Origin of the sequence: Salinibacter sp., assembly GCF_042218895.1 — a bacterium.
GTDB lineage: Bacteria > Bacteroidota > Rhodothermia > Rhodothermales > Salinibacteraceae > Salinibacter.
Map to the genome: position 1 here is coordinate 17,478 of NZ_JBDGQQ010000115.1, position 21,042 is coordinate 38,519.

Sequence of the window (21,042 nt, forward strand, 5' to 3'; positions counted from 1 at the left end):
TTCGGACCTCTAGCAAACGACGGCTTCGCTCTTGGACGGGCAGGGTGGAACGCAAGCGACCACGATTAGTGGTGCGCGTGTTCGGAGGCGGCCTCCGCGAGGGTCGGCGGCTCTCCGGCAAATCGGTCCGGATCCCCTTCAAAGGTGTGCTTGCACCTCTTCGAGCAGAAGCGGTACGTTTTGCCGTCGTAGGTCGTGCTCGGGCTATCTGCGCCCGTGCGCATCCCACACACAGGGTCCCGGTACTGCCCCGGAGCCCCGAGACCTCGCCGATACACGTAGGTCAAAAATCCGGTCAGCCCGAATGCGATGAGGTTGAGGTAGAAGGTGTAGTCGAGCGCAAAGTAGGTCTGCTCGGTGGCCGTCTGGCCTCCCGCCAGGTCCGGAACGATCCCGAATGCATCGAAGAGAATTTCCATGACGAAGCCCGTAAACGCCATCGTCACGAAAAAGACTGCCAGGATGTACGCCATCACTTTCCAGCCGTAGTACTTCCGATAGACGTTGAGAACCGGTATCGTGATGAGGTCGGCGTAGACGAAAGCGATGACGCCGGCGAAGCCGATTCCACCGCCCCATAGCGCGACGGCGAAGGGGACGTTTCCCATACTGCCCACGAAGCTAATCACGGCGATCGCGGTCCCCATCAGGGCATTCTCTGCGGTCACCAGAAGGCTTTCTCCCTGGAGAAAGAGGGCGTTCCAAACCCACTGTGGCACAAAAACGATGACGAACCCGGAGATGAGAAATCCCCCGACCACGTCCTTCCAGATCATCGACCACTCCTTTCGAAACTGGTTGGCAATCTTGTACCAGCCGCCCCAAGAACGGAGGTCGTCCTGCCAATCACCGATGCCGGCCGCCTGCTGGCGGTACGTCTCCATGCAGCCCTCAGAGCAAAACTTCAAGGTCTCTCCGTCCTCAGTCGTCAAAGCATACTCGTCCTTCCCCTCCATGCCGCAGGTGGGATCTTCGTCTACGCCCATCTCAGCATCCTGCGCGGCGAGAGTCTCCCGAACCTTCTCGAAGAGGTTTTCTGGGAGGGTCAGGTGGACGAGAACGGCCGTTACCGCGATTAGGATAAGGCCCCCGAGCAACTCGGCAGCAAGAAACTCCCAACCCAGCAGAATGACGATCATGAGACCCAGCTCGACGATCAGATTCGTCGAGGCAAACATGAAGGCCAGGAAATTGACTACGTGTGCCCCCTTTTTGAAGAGCCCCTTCCCGATCGCCACGGCCCCAAAGCTGCACCCACTGCTGGCCGCGCCGAAGAGTGTGGCCTTGACCAGGCTCCCGATGCTGCCGTCGCCGAGGACCTGCGCCATGCGCTCCTTCGAGACATAGACCTGTACGAGGCTTGTAATCGTGAGCCCCATGATGATGGCCCAGGCGGCCGTCCAGAGAAAGCCAAACCCGATTCGAAGAGCTTCGAGAAGTCCGTCAATCATCATAAGCTGACTCGTCTTTTCGACAACGGTGCCTTTTCTGGCATCTGGACCGTGGCCACTGCCGCGACGTGCTCGACGGCCCGGACGGCCACAGCGACCAATTGCGGCCCAACCAGATCTTGGCGGTGTCGCTGCCGCACAGCCCGTTGACCGCCGAGCAGCAGCACGGTGTCGTCGACGCGTGTGCCGCCCACCTGCTCACCCCGCACGGCCTGCGCAGCCTCTCGCCCGACGACCCCGACTACGTGGGGCGCTACGAAGGCGGGCGCGAGGCCCGCGACGGCGCCTACCACCAGGGCACCGTCTGGAGCTGGCTGATCGGCCCGTTCGTGAAGGCCCACCTGCGCGTCTACGACGACCCGGACACCGCCCGCTCTTTCCTCGCCCCGCTCCGCCGCCACCTCGCCGGGCACGGCGTCGGGAGCATCAGCGAAATCTTCGACGGTGACGCCCCCTTCACGCCCCGCGGCACCCCGGCCCAGGCCTGGGGCGTCGCGCAGCTTCTCGAAGCGCAGGTCGCGACGACCCGTCCGTCCGACGACGCGTGATTGCCCAGTCGGCCGAAGGCTGATGCGCGTCTGTTCCTTCGACGTCGGGCCGTCCTATAGCTGTGCGTCGGCCTTCGCAAATTCCCGACTAACCCCCTCGTCGTCTAGGACTTCGAGCCGCCGGTAGTGTCGACGAATGGACGGGTGGGCCTCCCGATTGAGCGGAATCGTGTCCACAATCATGCGCGCCTTTCGGTCGTACGTGAGGTAGTTGTAAAACCAGTTCATGAAGGCAATAAGCCGGTTGCGCAGGCCCGGGAGCTTTGCCACGTGGACGGCCGCCCAGAGGAGCCAGGCCAGCACGCCTTTCAGCTTGATTCCGCCTGCGAGTTCTGCAATGCCGGCGTTCCGCCCCAGGGTTGCCATTTTCCCGAGGTCATTGTACTCGAAGGGCTGGAGGGGCTCCTCGTTCAGTTGGTGTCGGACTTGCCGGGCGGCGTGACGGCCCTGCTGGATAGCCACGGGGGCGAGTTGCGGATAAAGATCCCCGTCCGCGGTGCGGGCCGCGGCCACATCTCCCACCGCAAATATCGACGGATGATCGGACACGTGCAGGGCACGGGTGACCGGAAGCCGACCGGCGGGGCCGGGCGTCACGCCTACCGCTTCTGCCAGCGTCTCCGCCAGCGGATGGGCACGCACGCCCGCCGCCCAGACCGTCGTCCCGGCCTTGATGAACCCGTCGTTCGTCTCGACCCCCGTCTCGGTCACCGCGGTCACCGACGTGTTGAGCTGTACGTTGACGCCCCGCTGTTCGAGGGACTGTCGCGCGTATTCGCGAAGGGAAGGGGAGTACCCCCTCATGAGGGCGTCCCCCCGATCGAGCAGGTGCACCTGAGCGGTGTCGGGATCGGCCCAGGCAAAGTCGCGACACATCGTTTCCTGAAAGAGCTCCGTCAGCATGGCCGCCGTCTCCACCCCGGTGGGGCCCCCGCCCACGATGACGGTGTCCAGGGCACAGGAGGTCTGCAGGTCGGGGTTGCAGTCGGCCTCCTCGAAGCGTTCGAGGATGTGATTACGGAGATTGAGCGCGTCCGGAATGTCCTTCATGGGAAAGGCGTACTGCCGCACTCCCTCGATGTCCATGTAGTTGGTGACCGCTCCCGGGGCGAAGAGGAGCACGTCGTAGACCATCGAGGCCCCGTCTTCGGCGTGAATCCGCTGTGCGTCCGGATCGATGTCGACGATGTTGGCGCGCCGAAACTGCGCGTTGTCCTGCCCTCGCAGAAGGTCCCGAATCGGCATCGTCACGTTGCCGGACGTGAGCCCGGCCGTCGCGATCTGGTACAGCAGGGGCTGAAACTTGTGGTAGTTATTCCGGTCCACCAGCATGACCTCCACGGGGGCCCCGTCCAGGCACTGCGTCGCCTCAATTCCGGCAAACCCGGCCCCGAGGACCACGACCCGAGGCCGCGCGCTCGACGTTCCGTTTCCAGAATGGTCCGTTGAGCGCTCGGTTGCAGAAGTACGTTCCATTGTGAATACCTCCGTTTGTCGTGGAAATACGTATCCAGGATGCCTTTGCGCGCAGTGTAGCGTCAGCGCCAAATTCGCACGCCAAAGACGAAGGCGCCGTCGCCGGCGTCGCCCCCGGCGAGGTCGGCCGTCTCGCCGAACCGCCAGTTCTGGTCGTAGCCGACGTACGGGGCAAACTTGCGGTGGAACTCGTAGCGGAGTCGCAGGCCCAGGTTGAGGTTGTTGATCCCTGTGCCGACGCCCCATTCCGGCACGTCCTGCAGGGCCGCGTTCAGTTCCGCCTCCGGCTCCAGCACCAGCCGCTGCGTGAACCGGAACGAATAGGCGGCCACGAACCGTGCGGAGACGTTTCCGTCGTCGCTCACGTAGAGGGTCGGCTCGACTTCAAACCGGTACGGAGCCACTCCCTGCAACCCCACCGCGAGGTGGCCGCGGGTCTTCCCCGCGTCCTCCCAGCTTCGGTCGACCCGCACGCCGGCCACCGCATCGAAGAAGGGCGTGATGAGGCGCCCGTAGAGGGCTTCAATTTCGGTTTCCCCTTCGGACTCAAGGGTCGACTGCTGCCCCTCCGCACGGAGCCAAAAGCGATTGAGGTCGCCCCCAACCCAGCCGACCGCTTCGAGGCTAACGGGTTGTCCGGCCGGTTTCGGGACGTATTCGAGCTGGTCGAAGAGAACCTTCGGGTAGATCTTGTCGTCCATCGTCTGCCCGCGGGCTGCCTGTGGCACACTGACCAGAAGCAGGGCCGCTAGGACCGTTCCAACGAGGTATTTGAGGGTATTCATCATTCAGTGGGGTTAGCGCGTGTGAAAGGACAGGGAGAAGGGGCCCCGTCGTTGCGGGGCCGGGTGCGGGCGTCGCCTACGTGATGGAGGGATGGTCGTAGTGAAACTCCTCGTCGCTTCCGGGCTCCGGTTCGACGTAGACCACCCGAGCCATGCCGGTGTCCATGTGGTAGAGGATGTGGCAGTGGAAGAACCAGGGTCCCACTTCGTGACCGTCGACCAGGAGCGAGACCCGTTCGGCGGGCTTGACGGTGATCGTGTCGATGAGGGGGGCCTTCTCCCCGTGGCCGTTTTCCAGCTCCATGAACTGCCCGTGCAGGTGCATCGGGTGGTTCATCATCGTGTCGTTGACGATGGTGAGACGCACCCGCTCCCCGTGCTTGATGCGGATCGGGTCGGCGTTGGAAAACTCCACGCCGTTGATGCCCCACATGAACCGCTCCATGTTGCCGGTCAGGTGCAGCTCGACCTCCCGGTCCGGCGCCCGGAACTCGTCTTTCTCGTCGAGGGCTTTGAGCTGGTCGTAGGTGAGCACCCGGCGCCCGTCGCCGCCCAGTCCGATGCCCGGCTCATGCAGCCGGGACCGCGTCATCATCGGCGGACGGGCCTCGGCGGGACCGTGGGTTTCGTCCGGTTCGTGCATCACCGGCTCCGGGAGGGTCCCCGGTGGCCGAAGGCCGCTTTCTTCGGAGGCGGCGTTTCCGGACGCGGCCATTCCGCCAGCCATGCCCCCGGCCATGCTGCCTTCCATGTCCCCTTCCATGTCGCCCTCCATCATGCCCATGTCGGCCTTGGTGAGGGTCGGGCGCTCCCGCTTCTCGGGCACGGGACCTTCCATCCCCTCCTCCGGGGCGAGCGTGCCGCGGGCGTAGCTGCTCCGGTCGAGGGATTCGGCGAAAACCGTGTAGGCACGGTCCTCGGTCGGCTCCACGATCACGTCGTAGCGCTCGGCCGTCCCAATCCGGAACTCGTCGGTGGTTACCGGCTCCACGTTCTGGCCGCTCACCTGCACCACGTCCATCTCCAGTCCCGGCACGCGCACGTCGAAGATGGAGGAGGCACTGGCGTTGATGACCCGCAGGCGCACCCGCTCGCCCGGGTTGAACAGGCCGGTCCAGTTCGCACCGGGCGCGTGTCCGTTCATCAGGAAGGTGTAGGCCGGCGCCCGGACGGCCGAGAGGTCGGTGGCGCTCATGCGCATCCGGTCCCACATGAGGCGGTTTTTGAGCGTGTCCCAGAAGCCGTTCTCGCCCACGTCGCTCCAGAACTCCCCGACGGTGCGCCGCTGAAAATTGTAGTAGCCCTCCCCCTTCTTGAGGTTGGCCAGGACCTGATGCGGATCCTCGAAGGTCCAGTCGGAGAGGACGACCACGTGCTCCCGGTCGTACTCGAACGGCGTTCCTCCGGCCGGATCGACCAGAAGCGGCCCGTAGTGGCCGAGCTGCTCCTGCAGGCCGGAGTGGCTGTGGTACCAGTAGGTGCCGTACTGGCGCACCTCGAAGGGCCCTGCCTCGAAGGTTTCGCCGGGCGCGACGCCCGCGTAGTTGACCTTGGGGACCCCGTCGTACTGGTTGGGAATGAGCAGGCCGTGCCAGTGAATGGAGGTCTCCTTCTCGAGCTTGTTGGTGTACCGGAGGACCGCTTCCTTGCCTTCCTGCAGGCGAATGAGGGGCCCCGGGACGGTGCCGTTGTGAGTGATCGCCGTCGCGCGCTTCCCGGCCACCTCGAAGGACGTTTTTTCGATCGTGAGGTCGTACTCTACACGGCGGCTGTCACGGTAGGTCGGCTCAAGCGGCTGAAGGCCGGCCTGGGCACCGCCCGGCTGGGCCTGCGCCCAGCCGGGAAGGATCGCCTGCACGCCCGCCAGGGCGGTCAGGGCCCCGGCGCTGCGCAAGAAGTCGCGGCGGGAGACAGGGCTGGGGTCAATGTCTGACGGAGATGCGCCAGAGGCCGTTGAATTAGAGGTTGGATCGGTCATGCTCATCGTTGTGGTTTGCGTAGTCTTGAAGGTTTGACGTAGAAGGGACGCTTAGGTCCGCTCGAAAACTCGATACTGCGGACAACGGACCCAGGGCACGTGGTGCAATCTCACCGAGACCGCAGGCTCCTTTCGAGAGAGGCTTCCTCAGGAGGTCGTTCCTGGAAGAAGCAGTTCCTCGAAAGAGGGTTGCGCGGAGAGACTACACCGCACCCCTTCACTCAAGCCACACGCTGACGCGGAGGTGCAGACGACCCGCGCGTTCGGCGGTGCGCCGATCAAACCAAAGAGATGAAATGACCGTGCCTGTCGGCGGCCCCGCCGGCTCGACCTCTGCCCCGACGGTCCCTCCGCCCTGCACGTCGGGCGTTGAGGACGTGCTGGTCAGGGCCTCTTGACTGGCGTAGTGCGTGAGGCACACCGCGGAGGTGGGCGCACGGTCGCTCTCGCAGTGCTCGGCGGAGTCGGCGACGCAACACCGATCAGGAGCGGTCGTGCCGAGAGACCCGCAAGCAGCGTGCGCCGGGGACGCCCCCCAGCCCAGCCCGAGGAACAGGGCCGTCAGAGCTGCCAGAAGCCGGTATGTCGGCGAGCGTGTCATGACAGACGTGTAGAGGTCGAAAACAGCGTGGGTACTAATAGGGGGTACGGGTACTTGTTTCAGTCCGTCCCGTAGACATTTCTTGAAGCCCTCCTCTCTCCCAAGTGGAGCCCTCCTCACCGTGGGGGTCCGGTCCGTACCCGGCCCTTTGCAGCGCCGTTGGCACCTAACGACGCTGCAAAGGAAAACCAGATCGGGCCGCTAAACGGGGACTCCGCGAGCTACTTTTGGCCCGACGCGGTCACCTTCAGGGTTCCTTTCATCCCCAGCTTGTAGTGTTTCTGCCCGGTCGTCTCGAAGCACGCAATGGTGTACGTCCCGGCCTTCGACGGCGGCAGCGTAAACGTCATGGAGCCGCTTTCTCCGGATTTGAGGGCCAGCATCGTCCCGTGATGCTCTTCCCCGTGTTCTTCTCCTCCAGCGTGTTCGTCCTCCTCCGCGTGCTCTTCCCCCTCCTCAGCGTGTTCATCCTCCTCACTGTGTTCACCCTCCTCGGCGGTCTCGTCGGGGTTCTGCTTTTTCACCGAAACGCCGGCGAACAGATCATTCTCGAAGCCCTCTCCTTCGCCTGCCATCTTCTTTCCGGCCATAAATTCGTGCTCTACTTTTCCCGTGTTGGTAAACTTCAGGGTCACCTTTTTCCCGGCCGGAACGGTCAGGGTCGAGGGCTTAAAGGCAAAGTCTTTCATCGTCACCTCGATCACCTTCGCGGAGGTGCCGGCCATCGAGGAGGTAGCTGCATTCGAATTAGTGCCTTCCGACGATTGGCTCTTGCCGGCCCCGCAGGCCACGAGAACCAGGGCCATTCCTCCAGCGAGAGCGGTTCGCAAAAGGGCGCCGAGGGTCGATGCGTTGAGCGTTCGATATATGACAAAAGGGGTTTGGTCTTGTGAAAAACGCGGTGATGGTTGTCTTCTTCGTAGTGATGCTACTCAGTATGGGGTTGGAATGAGGAACCGGTTCGCAGCGAGTCATAGTGCTTGGGCAGTGAGCTTCCGCAGACGGACGGTTCCGGTTCCCTCCAGTCGTAGGCCCACCGTGCCGGCACCCATCGCGTCGCCGTGAGGGTGCGTCACGAGCTTACTGCCGAGATAGCCCCGGAAATGCGTCCCGTCCCCGACGGCCCGAACCGTGACCCACCCATTCTGGTCTACGGCGGCCTCATCCATGACGGTCTCTTCTCCCCCGGACACGCGCCCCTGCTGGATGGCTTCTCCGCTTACGGCAAGAAAGTCGTAATTCTCGGCGTCCTGGACGTGGTGGAGAAGCGACACGGTCCCGTCGAATTCCTCCTGATTCACCTCGGCGGTGACCTGCACGGCCCCCAGCGTGTCAGGGACGACAAACGTGACGGGCCGCGTCGCGCGAAGCGTGAGGGCGACCGAGCCCGTGCGGGTCGTATCGAGCGTGGCCTGCACGTCGGACGGCGTGCCCTCCAGCCACCGCATCCGCCCGGTCCACGCCGTGTCGGACTGGGGCTGCCACTGCCACCCGCTCGTGCCAACGGTGAGGCCCGGCTCGGCGACCGCCTGGGTCGTGTCGACGTGGCCTGTGCCAACCCCGTACTTGTACACCATCTTGGCCCCGTGGTCTCCCGTCTCGTAGAGCAGATACGACCCTCCGAGGGCGAGGACGAAGAGCAGGCCCTGCACGGCGATGCGTCCACGCGTCCTCGACCAGAGATGCGTACCGAGGCGCACCAGCGCGTAGACGCCGAAGAACCACATCGTCCACCACGCGAGGTTCGAGTGCTCGGTGAGCACGGGCTGGGCCTCGGCCGGCACCGACACTGCGTCGGCGGCCCAGGTGCCGGTGAAGTAGGTGACAACGGCACTCGCCCCGCCGACCACGTAGAGGGCCACCGTGGCCGGACGGAGCCACTCCCATCTGCGTAGGACCAGAGAAAATATGTCGGCCCCGAGTGCCCCGACGATGAGGGCAATGGGAAAGTGCACGATCATTGGGTGGATGTTGGGCGCCCAGTCAGGAATCAGTTCCATGGATTGAGAAGGGGATTGGATAAGAAGGAAGACGGTTTGAAACCAGATTGGCGTCGGCCAGACCTCTCAGCAACAAAAGGAGAAGAGGTCAACGGAAGGCAGCCCAGGACATAAGACCTCTCCAGTGAGCAGTTCTGGGCAGGCGTAGATCCTCCCGGCCGGTTGCCCAGAGGCGTAGCAGCCGCAAAGACTTGCTGCGACGGCCCATTGCACTGAGGTCAGGCCACCGGGCGTTCGTCCGGCAAGACTTCCGAACGGTAGGACCTCCTTAGTCAGGGCTTCCGGAAGCGGGAGACTTAGCCGCGGCGCAGTGGTCGATGGACCACCCTTCCTTTTTCACTCGATTCGCAGAAAGACCCGCAACCTCGAGGACTCCTACCCCGAACCTCGTCCTGGCTGCTTCTCGCGCGTCCAGGGTTACCGGTGATCTTTGCGCTTGCCGTGGCTATGCTGGAGGGGCTAAGCTGGAGTGTAGTTTCTGATCAGGGCGGCTGCCCCTCGGTCAAGACTAGATCAGAAATCGTTGCGTCCGGAGACGGGGACGCGTCGGCGGGGGAGGTGGACCTTCTTCCCGGCTCACGGGCTCTTCTCTTCGATGGGCGATGTGCGCGCGAGATAAATCCGCCACTGCCGCACCGGTCAGGCGTCGGGTTGTCGGCTCAGGGAGAGAAACGGCGACCGCCGGCACGATCGCGGGCGGGGGGCTGCAGGTCAACGAGAGCCCGCTCGGGCAATGCCCCAGTGGCATGGGCGAAGTCGATCGGTCGGCGGGGAGATAAGCCGCGTGGTCCAGCGCCGACGTAGAAGCGGCATGCCGCAGGCCTCCCGCATTCGTCGTTGCGGCACCTGAGTGGGACGGATGGGCATGCGCTTCCCCCCACCCTGCGGCGAGGAGGAGAGAGGCCACTCCCAGGGCCATCAAAAGGCGATATGGAAAGGACGTGTCACGCATTGGACGATCTGTAGCCCTGCAGTGAGGCTCCACAGTGAGGCCCGCTCCGTTGCCTGTGGGTTTTCGGTTCTTAGTGCGGGAGACATTCCTGCTCGTCGTTTACGGCCTGCTTGAAGGAAGGCCTACCGATTGGTCGAGCGTTCGGGTGCCGGAGCGGTGTTAAATCCTCTTTTTGAGCACATCCATGACCTCGTCGTAGCTTTCCTGGACGGCCTGCTCGTCGCCACCTCGAATCGCATCGGTCATGCACGTTTCCAGATGGTTGCGAATGATTTTCCGTTCGACCGACTTGAGGGCCTGCTGCACCGAGTGGATCTGGTCGAGGATGTCCCCGCAGTAGCGGTCCTCCTCCTCAACCATCCGCTGGACACCCCGAACCTGCCCTTCGATGCGACTGAGCCGAGAGCGGAAGTCTTGTCGTTTATCCTTGCTTAGCTGCATGGTAAAAAAGGGGGTCTTATCAACGAAAGCCTACCCCAATGTTATGATTGGAACTCGTATCCGGCCTTGCTGATGGCTGTGGACAGGCGACATCTCGAGATGATCGATGACTCGTGTTCAACTTCGTCTACGCCAAGAGCTACGATGTTTACGTCCCGGACCTCCACGCCATCACTGGTGTCGAGACGTTCACGGATGCACACCCGGGTTCCCAGCGTCCTCTTTTGATTGGAATTGTATCCCACTCGGTTTTACCCATCGCGATGGAGGAGGGGTGGCGCACTCGCTATTAATGGGATACCCCCTACCCGTACCCAAAAACGAATGTTTCTCCCTTCCCTGTATCTTTAAAAATTGATTCGGCCGATCTACTGGGAAATCGAAGAATGTGGTTGCCGAGGTTGCATCTGTTTTGGAGTTGACGACGAAGATTAAAACGCGTCCCCAAGTCTCCTGCGTCAGAGACGTTTCTTTGCCCTCCCTTTCTTTCCGACATCTGTCAGAAGCGTCGTGATAGGAGAGCCCCGGATCAGTCCGAGACATCGGTACGCCTAAGGACATGGCCTGAGCGTGTTGTCGTCGAGAACACGCTCATCCCAAATGTCCTTACGTCCATGCCTGCAACCCAACCGACCTTGTTTCCTTCGCTTTCTTCTGATGAGACCCGAACCAATCAGAGGATCCCTGATTTCGACCCTTCAGAAATTCCCTCGTCACCTTTATCCCCTGAAGACAGGACTCTCGTCCGAACGCAGGTCAGCGAGTGGCCCGACGGGGAGCGTCCCTGGCAAAAGCTCCTCAGCGCCGGCCCGAGTGCTCTCTCTGACGCGGAGGTCTTGAGCGTCCTGATCGGGCGGGGCACCCGCCTGGGCGAGGAGGTCATCACCTCCGTCGACATCGGCCGCGAGCTTCTCCGGCGCTTCGAGACGCCGGCGGGCATCTCCGACCGGCCGGTCCTGGAGCTGACTGCCCTTCCCGGCATCGGCAAGCAAACCGCCGCCCGCCTCGCGGCAGCCATCGAGTTGGGCCGTCGCATCGAGTCCGGTCGGGCCGGAGAACGGGTGCAGGTCTGCAACCCGGAGGACGTGGCCGGGGTCTACGGGCCCTTGATGCGAGACCTCACGTCGGAGGTCTTCAAGATCGTCTTCCTGAACACCGCCAACGTCATTATCGGGGACGAGACGGTCAGTGAAGGGGGCCTGAGCGCCGCCATCGTGGAGCCGAGGGCCATCTTTCGGTCGGCGATCGGCCGCAACGCCGCCGCGATCATCGCCCTTCACAACCACCCTTCGGCCAATCCCGAGCCCAGCCGGGCGGACATCAAAATCACCCGGCAAATTGCCAGTGCCGGAGAGGTGATGGGCATTCCCCTACACGACCACCTCATCATCGCTGGGACCAGCCACACGAGCCTCGCCGAACGAGGCGTCATCTCCTAAGGGCTCTACGCCGCGCGCCACCCGGCCTCCAGATCCCGAGAGGCCCGGTGGCGCCCTTCGGGTTCCTCTTCATTTTTTATCACCTGTCCAGATCAAACCTATGCCTGCTCTATCAACTGACCAAACAACTTCTTCCTCCCCTGTCCTTCTTCCCGCCGGGCGCCTTTCGGCGTGGCTGGGCAAGACGCGGCTTCTTTCGGAGAATCCTTTTCTCGAAGGCGGCGAGCGCCTCTTCATCGGGGCTCGCGACAAGGCACTCGGAGAGTGGTATGCCGAGATGGCCGAGGCCCGCAAGCGCGACCTTCTCGTCGGAGCAACGTCCCTCCAGAAGGCGATCGGTCAGGCGCAAAGGCCTGCGGAGTTCAAAAGGCGTGTCCTCTCCCGCACGGAAGGCCTCGAACGCGATCTTCGCGAATGGGTCGCGTGGCAGACCCTCCGCGAACTGGAGGCGAGCGGCTGGCTTCCCTTACCCCTCTGTTCGCTTCGCACCGAGCGGGTGGTCACCAGGCTGGTTCATTACCACTACGAGAGAGGCCTGCCCCAACGCCCGCCCGAAAGAGATGATGCCGAGAGGAATCGGACCCACCAAAAGCGGCTTGCCCGCGCCTTGCGCACCAGCGGGATTCGGGGCCGATTTGCCTGGCTACGGTTTCGGTCTCAATGGGAGCGGCTCCCCTGGCCTCTCCTCTGGATCGACGCGGGGCCGGTCCCCTCAGCTCCAGTTTCCTCGAATCGAGAAGGTAGCGGGGAATCCCCGGATGGCCTGCTCAACGCAAGTGCCCTCCTGGAAGCAGAGTGGTACGTTCGCTACGTGGAGAAGACCGGCCGCAGTGGGAGTGGCGGATGCAAAGCTGAAAGCAGCAGGGGCAGTGAGAACGGCAGCAGCAGACTCGGAGGGCCGAGCGACACATGCCCTGAAGGGGCTCCTGAAACGACTGGTCTCAAAGATAGAGATCCGGAAGAAAATAACCTTAACGAGGGCGGCCCCGAAGAGGATTGCCCTGAGATCGGTTCCATCGAGGCGCGTGATGTCAACGAAAAGGGGGATGAGAAGACGGGTTCAGAAGAGAATCCCTCCGGGGAAAATGGCCCGGCCTCCGGTGCAGGTGCCCCCTCCCTTCCAGACTCCTTTATCCCATCGGGCGAGGCGCTTCTCGTCTCAAGGGCCGAGTAGGACGAGATCGCCGAACACGCAGAAGGCCCGCCTAGCAAGAAAACACGGCACGTCCTCGAAATCCGATCGGGCAGGTGCGCCTCCTCAATTTCAGCTGAGAGCGCCCCGGGGACGAGCATCCGCCGGTTCGTCGCTGAAAGGCGAGAAGGCCCTTCTTCCCAATTCCCGGTCATTCGAGCCTGGGAAGTCCTTCCCGATTCGCAGATGGGCTGGCTCCGGCAATCGGAGAACGCGATGGAGAAGTGGCGGGACGCCCGTGAAAAGTGGGTCGAGGTCGGAAAAAAGGTGTACTCCGACGGCCAAGGCGCCGGAAGCGCGTGGGACGGCTTTCTCATCCTCTGGCCCGTAGACATCTTCTTCAGCCCAGAGGCAATGCAGGCCGCCGGCTACGAGAGTGCCACGCGGAGCGCCACCTATTCGAACGGAGAGTCGGACGGCGAAGAGTCATCACTTGCCAATGTAACGGGGGAGGACTCCTCTCGTGAGATGGATCGTGAGATAGACGTAGCTTGCTCTTCAGTCAGCTCTTCCGAGGGCTCACCTGAATCCGACGGCTTGCCTGAAGAGGAGACCATTTCGTTTGTGGGACGGGAGGCACGGCGCGTGCAGGAGCCGGGACAAGAGACGAGCAGTGACTCGTGCGGGGAAAGCGAACAGCCGGAGATTCGCCCCAAGGACCTCGAGCTGCATCCAACGTGTTCTCCCAAGGGAGGGCTTCCTACAAACCGACAGTCACCCCCAAATCGACAGGTGCCCCCAAACCGACAGGTCCCGTGCCCCGAGTGTGGAGCCGCTCCCAAAAAGCCGTGCCGAAACGCTGGCGACGCAAGGATGCCAAAGGGACACGCGGCTCGCACGACAGCTTTCGAGGACCTGCTCCTCGAGAAAACGGATCTCCCCATGGACGTGCGGGGACGCATTTTGGCCCAGCGGATCACGGAGAAGGAAACAGATTTGATCGGCCGCATAGGAGGGGGCAGTCCCACGGGCAGCCCTGTAGGCACAGGGCGCGAGACGTGGAGCGACCTCCGTGGGCAGACCCTCCGGTGTGCCCGTCGCCTCGTCAAAAAAGGGCTCCTCGAAGACACCGAGCAGGTCTCCCCCAAGCAAAACCCTCTGACCGGAGAGAAACTCCTCCTCACGACTAGTGGGCACGCGGCCTATGGGCACCTCGTCAAGGTTGGTAAGGCTGAAGCGAGCAAGGCAGGCTACCCAGACGTGGAGATGAACCCGGCCCTCTACAACGAGCCGGGAGAATGGACCAGCGTGAGAGCAGGGCGGCGAGAGTGGTACCTTGAGGATCTCTTCCGATGCCTCGCCCCTTACCGGCGCCGCACCTACGAGCCGCTTCTCAGCCCCATCGCGCAAACGATCACGATCGTCACAATCGCCATAGCTCAGGAGAAGCGCTATCTCCTTCAGGGCGGACACGGCTGGACCGACGTAAGCAGCTGGGTCCAGGGCGCAAAGCAGTACATCCTGGCGGCCCCGGATGCCTGCCTGGCTCACATCGAAGAGAAGCTTTTGTCCCTCCAGGGCGAGGAGCGGGCGACCCTGCGCTCACGGACGATGACCCTCCTGGAGGTCTACGCGCCAGGTCCCCAGGCCCAGATGCAGTACTCCTGGGACAAGGTGCCCGTCTCCTACGAGCGGTAAGCCCTTTCGGCGCTTCCGTGTGCCCCGCCTAGCCGATTCTCTTCCATCAGGATTCCCTTCTATCAGGGAGAACTGCTGATTTCGTCCTGTTGGGCTCAGCGCGCCGGGAGGCTCAGGCCCCCTGGTGCTTGAGCCTCCCGGCACCGGCCCCGTCCTCTCATGAGGGAAAATCAACTTGCCAGGTTCTTTGGGGCTAGGGCGGGAGCCTCACAAGTTTTCACAGCCACCGACCATTCAACCAGGAAACCCGCCCATGCGCACAGTCGAACTTCTCTCTGAAGAAAGTCTCCGCCAAGAGCTCGAAGAGCAGGGATTTGACACGTCTCGGCTGGATGACGAGGCGTTTCAGGCCACGCCGAGCAGCCCCGATCATCCCCTCCCCGTCAGCAGTAGTGGCGACATGTACGCGGCCCTTCGGGTCGTCGGTCGCCTCCAGAAAGAAATCGAGGCAGAAGAGGTTGCCATGCGCGAGGAAATCGCCCGCGTCAAGAAGATTCGCACCCGGCGGATCGAGGCCAAAAAGCGCTCACTTGATTGGCTGACCGTTCCCCTCAAAAACTACATCGATCACAACGGCAACTACAACGGCCCGGCCGGCTATGCCGGCAGGCGCACCGTCTGGAAAACGACCTGGAAGGCCAGTGGCTCCGAGCTTGGGAAATATGCCATAAGCCGTGGCCTCCCGGTGCGCCTTTCCGTGAAGGGGACCGGTCCCCGCTGCCGTCTACGACAAGCTCTGCCAAACGCTTGGCCACACGACGATCGAAGTGGCGGCCGACAAGAATGCCCTCAAGAAATTCTTCCGCGAGCAGGCCACCGATGAGGAGACGACCCGTGAGCGGGACCGACTCTTCAAAAAGAAAAAGAGCTCTACCTATCGCTTCGAGCCTGATTTTGACTGATAGGATTTTGGCGAGTAGCACAGCGCCTCGTTTCAAGACGGGCGTGCTTCGACAGGTCCCTCAGCATAGAGGCTGCCCTTTGGATCGGATGGGCGGCAGTCTACGAGAAGGCACTGCTCTTTTCTGCCACCCGGCCTCGCCTCAGTGAGACCGGTTGGCAGAAGCGCTACGTGCCTCCTCTCGAAAACCCTTTCTCCATTCGATCCACAGACATCCAATTTTGGAGGTACCTGTTATGACGTCCGTCAACAAAGTCATCCTCATTGGCAACCTCGGCCAGGACCCAACGCTTCGCTACCCCGGCTCGGGGTCTGCGGTCTGCAACATGCGCCTGGCCACCAACGTGTCCTACACCAACAGCGACGGGGAGCGGGTCGACCAGACCGAGTGGCACACGGTCGTCGCCTGGGGCCGCCTCGCGGAGATCTGCTCCGAATACCTGAAGACCGGCTCTCAGGTCTACTTCGAAGGCTCCTTACAGACCCGAAGCTGGGAAGACCGGGACGGCAACAAGCGCCAGACCACGCAGGTCAAAGCCTGGAACCCGTCTTCCGCACCCCCACCGGCGGGGAGGCCGGTTTTGAAGAATTAAACCTCAACATTTGGTGTCAATATGGTATGTTTAGGCAAACATGATCCCGGCTTCGGTCTTTCTGCCTCTCGAAGTAGAGCGCAAGGCAGTTGGCAGGTGCTTCGATCATGCTCAATGGATGCCAGAATGACAAATTTTGGAGGCGAGAAGGGCTCAGATACCGTTGTAATTCCTGACATTCTGCAGGTGCGGAAGATGAGCTGGAAGATGGTGCTCTTGGGCCGGCCAGCAGGGCAGAACGGCCGCTCCACTGAGGAACCTCGACGCCGCGCGGAAGCATCCAACGGCACTACGTCCAGCCCCGATAGAGAAGAGATGCCTTTCTGAGGTAGCAATCGGAAGGGATTTCCTCACCTGAGAGAGCTCGCGTCGGGGGCCGGAAGGCTCCCGGCGTTGGGTGCATCTCCAAGTAGAGCAACCAATCAGACCGAGGTAATTACTGAAGACGGTCGTCGATCTCTGGGTCAAACGGTCCCTCTATTTTAACTTCTTCGAAGGCCGGGTGCTCGGGATTGATTAGAATGTTGTCTTCGGCCGGGACTACGGCACTCGGAACGCGAAGCGCCAAGGAGCGCTCCGACTTTAGCCATTGGTCTCCAATCTTCCGAACAGAGTCGGGGACAGGGTCCTCCCGCCAGCCTTCAGGCAACTTGGTGTGATCGAGCGCTTCGACACGGCTATCAGGAATTTCCGCACGAAACGCCACATAGCTCGACAGGAGTCGATCAGTTGGCAGATTGACCAGGATCTCAAGCTCTGCTAAAGCAAGGGATTCTGACGAGTAGACGACTGGATTGTCGGGACTGTTGAACCGTCCTCCCGCCCGGCGCGCCCCCTCCCCACTGAAGGCCGAGTCGGCGTATTTTTCTTTCACAATTCGCCAGACTCGTGTCATTATCACCCTCTCCGTTCAAAGAATAGCGAGCAGGTCAACTGCTTAGCTATATACGCCGTGCTCCAGGCGGATGAGAAGCCGCTCGACTTCCCGAGCTCCCGGTTCCGTATCTGCAAACTCCAGCGGTTTTTCTCCGCCCAATGCTCGGGTCGGTTCCATAAGCCACTTTTGGGCGTTTTCGGGACCGTCCAAAACCTCTACGGCACGAAGGGCAATCCGGGCAATCCGAAGAATGCGCTCAGACTCACCTTTGGAAAACCGACCACGCTTGCGCCGGCGGCTCAGTGTCGAGGGGCTGATGCCAACCACATCGGTAAGCTTTCTAGTCGGGACGTCCAACAGATCTTTTAGGGCATCGAACCGCTCGGTTGGAACCCCCTCTCGCACTGCCGAGACGAGACCGGTCGGTTCTTCAACCTCCAGCTCGGGAAAATCAGATGTTGTCCCCCCGGTGGAAAGAGGAATCGCGGTGCTCATGACTGGAGTCCCCCAATTGAAAGATAGAGGGTTTCACTTGAAATACCGATCATTCGAACATGCTGTCTCCTCCAAATGGTCCGTATGAGCCCTTCTCCGATTATGTGAAGCGTCCTCCTATTCTATAGGAATGATGATTCAGGCTTCCACTTTCGCACCTGATTCCTCTTGGAAGATTTGATTCACCATGCGCATGACCCCCGCTGAGAAGAGACGGGGACCTAACCTGAGCGGTTTTCCGGCTACAAAAAAGCCACCTGTTGGGTAAGTTGATGCTGCGCACGGCCTTGCATGGAGCAGGGGCGTGCGCCACTCGCTCACCCAACAGGTGACCCGAAACAACCACCGATAAGATGACCGATACCGGCGCTTTTTGCAACTCTGAGGACTTCGATTCGATCGATCAGGTCGAGACGACCGGCGAGACGCTCACTTCGCGAGCGGGAATGGTCCTCTTCAGCCGGTATCTCCGCAACCTCGGGCTGCTTTCCCTGCTGGAACGACTGTTCGGGTCGTTGCGGAAGTCGGAGAAGGGGCTTCCGATCCCGGTTCTCTTTCATCAGATCATCTGCTTTTTTCTGGACGGGACCCGCTTTTCGCTGGTGCGGTTCGACGAGCTGAAGGCGGAGGACGGCTACGCCGGGGCGATCGAGGTGAGCCCAGAATCGATGGCCTCCTCCCACCAGATTAAGCGTTTCTTTTACGGATTCTCTCTGGGCCGGATCTGGCTGTTTCGCAGGCTGATCCAGCAGGTGTTTCTCTGGCGGCTTTGGCGAACGTGTTCGCCTGTCCGGGATCCGGAGGTTGTGATTTTGGGGATGGACACGGAGGCCTGGGATAACGATGGCGCTGAAAAGCGCGAGGGCGTCGAGCCGACCTACAAAGGCGTGGAGGGGTTTCATCCGTTTCAGGTCACCTGGGGCCGGTTTGTGGCCGACGCGCTCCCGCGGGGCGGGTCGAAGCATTCGAACGACGGGGAGACGGCAACGAAGGCGATTCGGCACCTGACCAAGAAGATCCGGAAGGCCCTCGGGAAGGAGATTCCGATCGTCGTGCGGATGGACGCTGGATTTTGCGACGAGGAGATCTACCAGGCCTGCGAGGAGCTGGGAATCGGTTACGTCAGCAGCGGGCGCCTTTTGGAGGAGATCAGGGAGGAGGCCGGGCGTAGGGCCGAGGAGTGGTCCACCTATCAGAACGACTCCTCCCAAAGCGATCCGGAAAGCTCCCGGGAGTGGGCCTACTACGAGCGGGGAGATCGGCGGGGGACCTGGAGCCAGTTTCGCCGGATGATATACGTTCGGCTCCGTCGGAAGGAGGGCCAGCGCAAGCTGGCCTTCGCCCGAAAAGACAGCGTCATCTATACGAACCTTGGCCAAGGCGGGCCGATTGATCGGCGGCTCAAGGAGGCTGGAAAGAGCTCTCTGATTCAGACCGAAAACGTCATTGAGACCCATCACGGCCGGGGCCGGGATGAGTTGGTTCACCGGGCGCTCAAGGACTTTGGAACCGAGCGGATGCCGTTCGAGGGGTTTTTCCAGAACATGGCTTTCTATTCGATGATGCTTTTGTCTTTCAACCTCTACGAAGCGTTTAAGGAGGACGCATTCGGGGCGGAGGAACCCGAGGGCTCCGAAGCGCGGATTCCCCTCTCCTCCTATGCCATTCGGCTTCGCCGAGAGGTGATCGACATTGCCGGAAAGCTGGTCAAAACCGGCCGCCAGATGGTCCTCAAGGTGACCGAGGCGACTGCCCGTAGGCTCGACCTCGGAAAGCTCTTCCGGCAGGTCGCCGATCCGCCTCGCTTTGTCTGGAGGTGACCTGGGGGCCGGCGGAGCGTTTTCGACAGATCGGACGGGGCGGGACGGCGAATCGTTGGGGGCCTGCACGCAAACCAGACATTTTGATCGTCCATCGGTCCGGCTGGCCTTCCAAAGGCCAAAATGAGACTGCAACGCGCGGCACCATTCTCTCCGAACCGGACTGTTTAGAACCGAGGATTCCAAACGGAACCTCGAATCGGAGAGGAGACCTCCTCAAAATCGAAAACCGCTCAATTTAGGTCCAAGTCAGGTCATTCCAGGTCGGGTCATTTTCGATTTGAACGCCGCCGGCATCTGCACGGCTACAGGTGCATCTCCGCCAGTAGAAACGCCCGGCACCTGCGCCAGGGAACACCTGCGCCAGGGGACACCTGCGCTTGGGGACACCTGCGCCAGGAGAACCGGGCTGGTCAGGTGCGCCTGTGCTGAGAAATGCGCCCTCAGCCGTTCTCTAGTCGAGCTAATCCCTGGGCGAGCTAATCTCTAGGCGAGCTAATCCCTGAGCGAGCCAAGGTTGAAACAGGGAGATTTGGGGTTTGCCCGCGGGAGTTTTTCCCAGTCGCCTGAGAGGCGAATAAAAACGCCCGGTCCCCACCAAGGACCGGGCGCCGGCAGACGTGCCAAAAGAGACGTGCCGAAAGGGCTGATGTGCAGGTGTAGAATAGCCACTCGGCAGGGCAGGAGCATTACCGCGGCGTTATCAAACCGTCAAGTCACGGAAAAACACCCGCAGGAGACTGCCGGCAATCTGCCCCCTCAGAAGCCTCAGCGACCCAGCGTTGGCGCCCTAGCGTTGGCGCCCTAGCGTTGGCGCCCCGGCGTTGACGCCCCGGCGCTGGCGTCCGCGAGGGCAAGAGACAGCGCCGAGGCATCCAGTCTCGACAACCAGCTGGTCTTGACAACCAGGCAGTGGCCTGGCTCCCCGCGTGCCGAGATCCGGTTTCTCGCGTGCCGACCGGCTTCTCGCGTGCCGAGATCTGGCTTCTCGCGCCCCGAGAGAGCCCTTGCCTCATCCATCGCTGTATCCGGCAGGGCCGGAGGTTCCACGCCGGAGGTTCCACGCCGGGGGCCCCATCTCTGCTCCTCCAGTAGCTGCGCCAGCACCTCCGCGCGCCCGGCGCTGCTGCCTCCTCCCTCCCACCCCAGGCCGGCCCGGACCAATGCCCCGACGTTCAGGTTTAGAGCGCTAGAAATTCGGAAAACCAGAGACGCCGGGAACCAGAGACCCGACGAACGAGAGACCCGACGAACGAGAGACCCGAGGAATCAGAGACTCCTACAAGCGGAAAACCGAGAGAACAACCGAGCGCCGCCGCCGGCCGGCGGGCCGGCGCTCTCCTGCCGTGCTCTTCTGACCCATTGGCCCTGACCCCGATGCCTTCAACCGAGGCTCCCGCAGGCCGGGAGACGCCTCTCCCCCAGCCCCCGTACGACGCGGTGACGATCCGTTTTGCAGGCGAGGAGGAGCCGTTTCGGATCGGGCCGGTCCGGGCCCTGGAAAAGGGCCGTTTTCCCAGGTCCGGGGAGCCGGCCCTGGAGGTGGTCGAGGCCCCCACGGCCAAGATTCCGAGCCGGGGTCTCGGGGAGGCGGGCCAGATTTTGAAGATTCGGATGGAGGGCTTCTTCGAGATGGATCTGATTTTGATTCGGCCGGAGGCGGTGGCCTCTCTCACGGTCGAGGCCGGCGGGGAGCGCTACCGGGCGGGGCTGGCGGAGGTCGTGGGGCAGGCCTTCGGGGACGAAGCCTCTGGAGACGAAGCCTCCGGGGACGAAGCCTCTGGAGACGAAGCCTCCGGGGACGAAGCCTCCGGGGACGCGGGGTAGCGCCGAGAAGCCTGTAGGACCGGGAGCC

The 21,042-nt window shown here is 62.2% G+C and carries 17 protein-coding genes and 2 pseudogenes; 9 read left to right on the forward strand and 10 right to left on the reverse strand.

What is annotated here, in order from left to right; all coding sequences use genetic code 11:
- Positions 1-65: 65 nt before the first annotated feature.
- Positions 66-1,451: a permease gene (locus ABEL04_RS10135; protein WP_375802275.1), complete on the reverse strand. Its 1,386-nt coding sequence runs from the start codon at positions 1,449-1,451 to the stop codon at positions 66-68.
- A 5-nt stretch (positions 1,452-1,456) separates the two neighbouring features.
- On the opposite strand from ABEL04_RS10135, the pseudogene ABEL04_RS10140 reads away from it, so the two are divergent.
- A pseudogene (locus ABEL04_RS10140) lies at positions 1,457-1,999 on the forward strand (amylo-alpha-1,6-glucosidase); the annotation flags it as partial.
- 54 nt (positions 2,000-2,053) lie between these two features.
- Here the strand turns inward: ABEL04_RS10140 and ABEL04_RS10145 are convergent.
- The 7 genes from ABEL04_RS10145 to ABEL04_RS10175 form a co-directional block, all read right to left on the reverse strand.
- On the reverse strand, positions 2,054-3,475 hold the full coding sequence (locus ABEL04_RS10145) for an NAD(P)/FAD-dependent oxidoreductase (RefSeq protein ID WP_375802276.1): 1,422 nt from the start codon (positions 3,473-3,475) through the stop codon (positions 2,054-2,056).
- 62 nt (positions 3,476-3,537) lie between these two features.
- A complete protein-coding gene (locus ABEL04_RS10150; protein WP_375802277.1) occupies positions 3,538-4,260 on the reverse strand; it encodes a copper resistance protein B in 723 nt (240 codons plus the stop codon).
- A 76-nt stretch (positions 4,261-4,336) separates the two neighbouring features.
- A complete protein-coding gene (locus tag ABEL04_RS10155; RefSeq protein ID WP_375802278.1) occupies positions 4,337-6,238 on the reverse strand; it encodes a copper resistance system multicopper oxidase in 1,902 nt (633 codons plus the stop codon).
- Between the two features lie 217 nt (positions 6,239-6,455).
- Positions 6,456-6,839, reverse strand: coding sequence for a hypothetical protein (locus tag ABEL04_RS10160; RefSeq protein WP_375802279.1), 384 nt, complete (start codon positions 6,837-6,839; stop codon positions 6,456-6,458).
- 221 nt (positions 6,840-7,060) lie between these two features.
- Positions 7,061-7,645 (reverse strand): cupredoxin domain-containing protein, encoded by a 585-nt coding sequence (locus ABEL04_RS10165; RefSeq protein WP_375802280.1) that lies wholly within the window; start codon positions 7,643-7,645, stop codon positions 7,061-7,063.
- 165 nt (positions 7,646-7,810) lie between these two features.
- Positions 7,811-8,839 carry a DUF2231 domain-containing protein gene (locus tag ABEL04_RS10170; RefSeq protein ID WP_375802281.1) on the reverse strand — a complete coding sequence of 343 codons (1,029 nt, stop codon included), beginning with the start codon at positions 8,837-8,839 and terminating at the stop codon, positions 7,811-7,813.
- A 1,111-nt stretch (positions 8,840-9,950) separates the two neighbouring features.
- Positions 9,951-10,232, reverse strand: coding sequence for a metal-sensitive transcriptional regulator (locus ABEL04_RS10175; RefSeq protein ID WP_375802282.1), 282 nt, complete (start codon positions 10,230-10,232; stop codon positions 9,951-9,953).
- Between the two features lie 113 nt (positions 10,233-10,345).
- Between ABEL04_RS10175 and ABEL04_RS10180 the strand changes: the two genes are divergently transcribed.
- The 6 genes and pseudogenes from ABEL04_RS10180 to ABEL04_RS10205 form a co-directional block, all read left to right on the forward strand.
- Positions 10,346-10,525 carry a hypothetical protein gene (locus ABEL04_RS10180; RefSeq protein ID WP_375802283.1) on the forward strand — a complete coding sequence of 60 codons (180 nt, stop codon included), beginning with the start codon at positions 10,346-10,348 and terminating at the stop codon, positions 10,523-10,525.
- A gap of 321 nt (positions 10,526-10,846) precedes the next feature.
- The gene (gene radC, locus ABEL04_RS10185; RefSeq protein WP_375802284.1) at positions 10,847-11,671 is read left to right on the forward strand and encodes a DNA repair protein RadC; all 825 of its coding nucleotides are present in this window, start codon (positions 10,847-10,849) and stop codon (positions 11,669-11,671) included.
- Between the two features lie 100 nt (positions 11,672-11,771).
- Positions 11,772-12,845: a hypothetical protein gene (locus ABEL04_RS10190; RefSeq protein ID WP_375802285.1), complete on the forward strand. Its 1,074-nt coding sequence runs from the start codon at positions 11,772-11,774 to the stop codon at positions 12,843-12,845.
- A gap of 831 nt (positions 12,846-13,676) precedes the next feature.
- Positions 13,677-14,501, forward strand: coding sequence for a hypothetical protein (locus ABEL04_RS10195; RefSeq protein WP_375802286.1), 825 nt, complete (start codon positions 13,677-13,679; stop codon positions 14,499-14,501).
- A 253-nt stretch (positions 14,502-14,754) separates the two neighbouring features.
- On the forward strand, positions 14,755-15,324 hold the full coding sequence (locus ABEL04_RS10200; protein WP_375802287.1) for a hypothetical protein: 570 nt from the start codon (positions 14,755-14,757) through the stop codon (positions 15,322-15,324).
- Positions 15,325-15,638: 314 nt separating this feature from the next.
- Positions 15,639-15,941 (forward strand): annotated as a pseudogene (locus ABEL04_RS10205) (single-stranded DNA-binding protein); the annotation flags it as partial.
- 490 nt (positions 15,942-16,431) lie between these two features.
- Here the strand turns inward: ABEL04_RS10205 and ABEL04_RS10210 are convergent.
- Together ABEL04_RS10210 and ABEL04_RS10215 are read right to left on the reverse strand one after the other, a co-directional pair.
- Positions 16,432-16,890 carry an RES family NAD+ phosphorylase gene (locus tag ABEL04_RS10210; protein WP_375802288.1) on the reverse strand — a complete coding sequence of 153 codons (459 nt, stop codon included), beginning with the start codon at positions 16,888-16,890 and terminating at the stop codon, positions 16,432-16,434.
- Positions 16,891-16,932: 42 nt separating this feature from the next.
- A complete protein-coding gene (locus ABEL04_RS10215) occupies positions 16,933-17,367 on the reverse strand; it encodes an antitoxin Xre/MbcA/ParS toxin-binding domain-containing protein (RefSeq protein ID WP_375802289.1) in 435 nt (144 codons plus the stop codon).
- 353 nt (positions 17,368-17,720) lie between these two features.
- Between ABEL04_RS10215 and ABEL04_RS10220 the strand changes: the two genes are divergently transcribed.
- Positions 17,721-19,187 carry an IS1380 family transposase gene (locus ABEL04_RS10220; protein ID WP_375802290.1) on the forward strand — a complete coding sequence of 489 codons (1,467 nt, stop codon included), beginning with the start codon at positions 17,721-17,723 and terminating at the stop codon, positions 19,185-19,187.
- Between the two features lie 1,377 nt (positions 19,188-20,564).
- On the forward strand, positions 20,565-21,014 hold the full coding sequence (locus ABEL04_RS10225) for a hypothetical protein (protein WP_375802291.1): 450 nt from the start codon (positions 20,565-20,567) through the stop codon (positions 21,012-21,014).
- The last annotated feature ends 28 nt before the right edge of the window (positions 21,015-21,042 follow it).

Excerpts from the sequence above, each read along its gene's own strand:
- ABEL04_RS10210 (WP_375802288.1), bottom strand. The coding sequence starts at position 16,890 with ATGACACGAGTCTGGCGAATTGTGAAAGAAAAATACGCCGACTCGGCC.
- ABEL04_RS10165 (WP_375802280.1), bottom strand. The coding sequence starts at position 7,645 with ATGGCCCTGGTTCTCGTGGCCTGCGGGGCCGGCAAGAGCCAATCGTCG.
- ABEL04_RS10215 (WP_375802289.1), bottom strand. The coding sequence starts at position 17,367 with ATGAGCACCGCGATTCCTCTTTCCACCGGGGGGACAACATCTGATTTT.
- ABEL04_RS10170 (WP_375802281.1), bottom strand. The coding sequence starts at position 8,839 with ATGGAACTGATTCCTGACTGGGCGCCCAACATCCACCCAATGATCGTG.
- ABEL04_RS10200 (WP_375802287.1), top strand. The coding sequence starts at position 14,755 with ATGCGCACAGTCGAACTTCTCTCTGAAGAAAGTCTCCGCCAAGAGCTC.
- ABEL04_RS10160 (WP_375802279.1), bottom strand. The coding sequence starts at position 6,839 with ATGACACGCTCGCCGACATACCGGCTTCTGGCAGCTCTGACGGCCCTG.
- radC (WP_375802284.1), top strand. The coding sequence starts at position 10,847 with ATGCCTGCAACCCAACCGACCTTGTTTCCTTCGCTTTCTTCTGATGAG.
- ABEL04_RS10190 (WP_375802285.1), top strand. The coding sequence starts at position 11,772 with ATGCCTGCTCTATCAACTGACCAAACAACTTCTTCCTCCCCTGTCCTT.
- ABEL04_RS10145 (WP_375802276.1), bottom strand. The coding sequence starts at position 3,475 with ATGGAACGTACTTCTGCAACCGAGCGCTCAACGGACCATTCTGGAAAC.
- ABEL04_RS10220 (WP_375802290.1), top strand. The coding sequence starts at position 17,721 with ATGACCGATACCGGCGCTTTTTGCAACTCTGAGGACTTCGATTCGATC.
- ABEL04_RS10155 (WP_375802278.1), bottom strand. The coding sequence starts at position 6,238 with ATGACCGATCCAACCTCTAATTCAACGGCCTCTGGCGCATCTCCGTCA.
- ABEL04_RS10195 (WP_375802286.1), top strand. The coding sequence starts at position 13,677 with ATGCCAAAGGGACACGCGGCTCGCACGACAGCTTTCGAGGACCTGCTC.
- ABEL04_RS10150 (WP_375802277.1), bottom strand. The coding sequence starts at position 4,260 with ATGAATACCCTCAAATACCTCGTTGGAACGGTCCTAGCGGCCCTGCTT.
- ABEL04_RS10225 (WP_375802291.1), top strand. The coding sequence starts at position 20,565 with ATGCCTTCAACCGAGGCTCCCGCAGGCCGGGAGACGCCTCTCCCCCAG.
- ABEL04_RS10175 (WP_375802282.1), bottom strand. The coding sequence starts at position 10,232 with ATGCAGCTAAGCAAGGATAAACGACAAGACTTCCGCTCTCGGCTCAGT.
- ABEL04_RS10135 (WP_375802275.1), bottom strand. The coding sequence starts at position 1,451 with ATGATTGACGGACTTCTCGAAGCTCTTCGAATCGGGTTTGGCTTTCTC.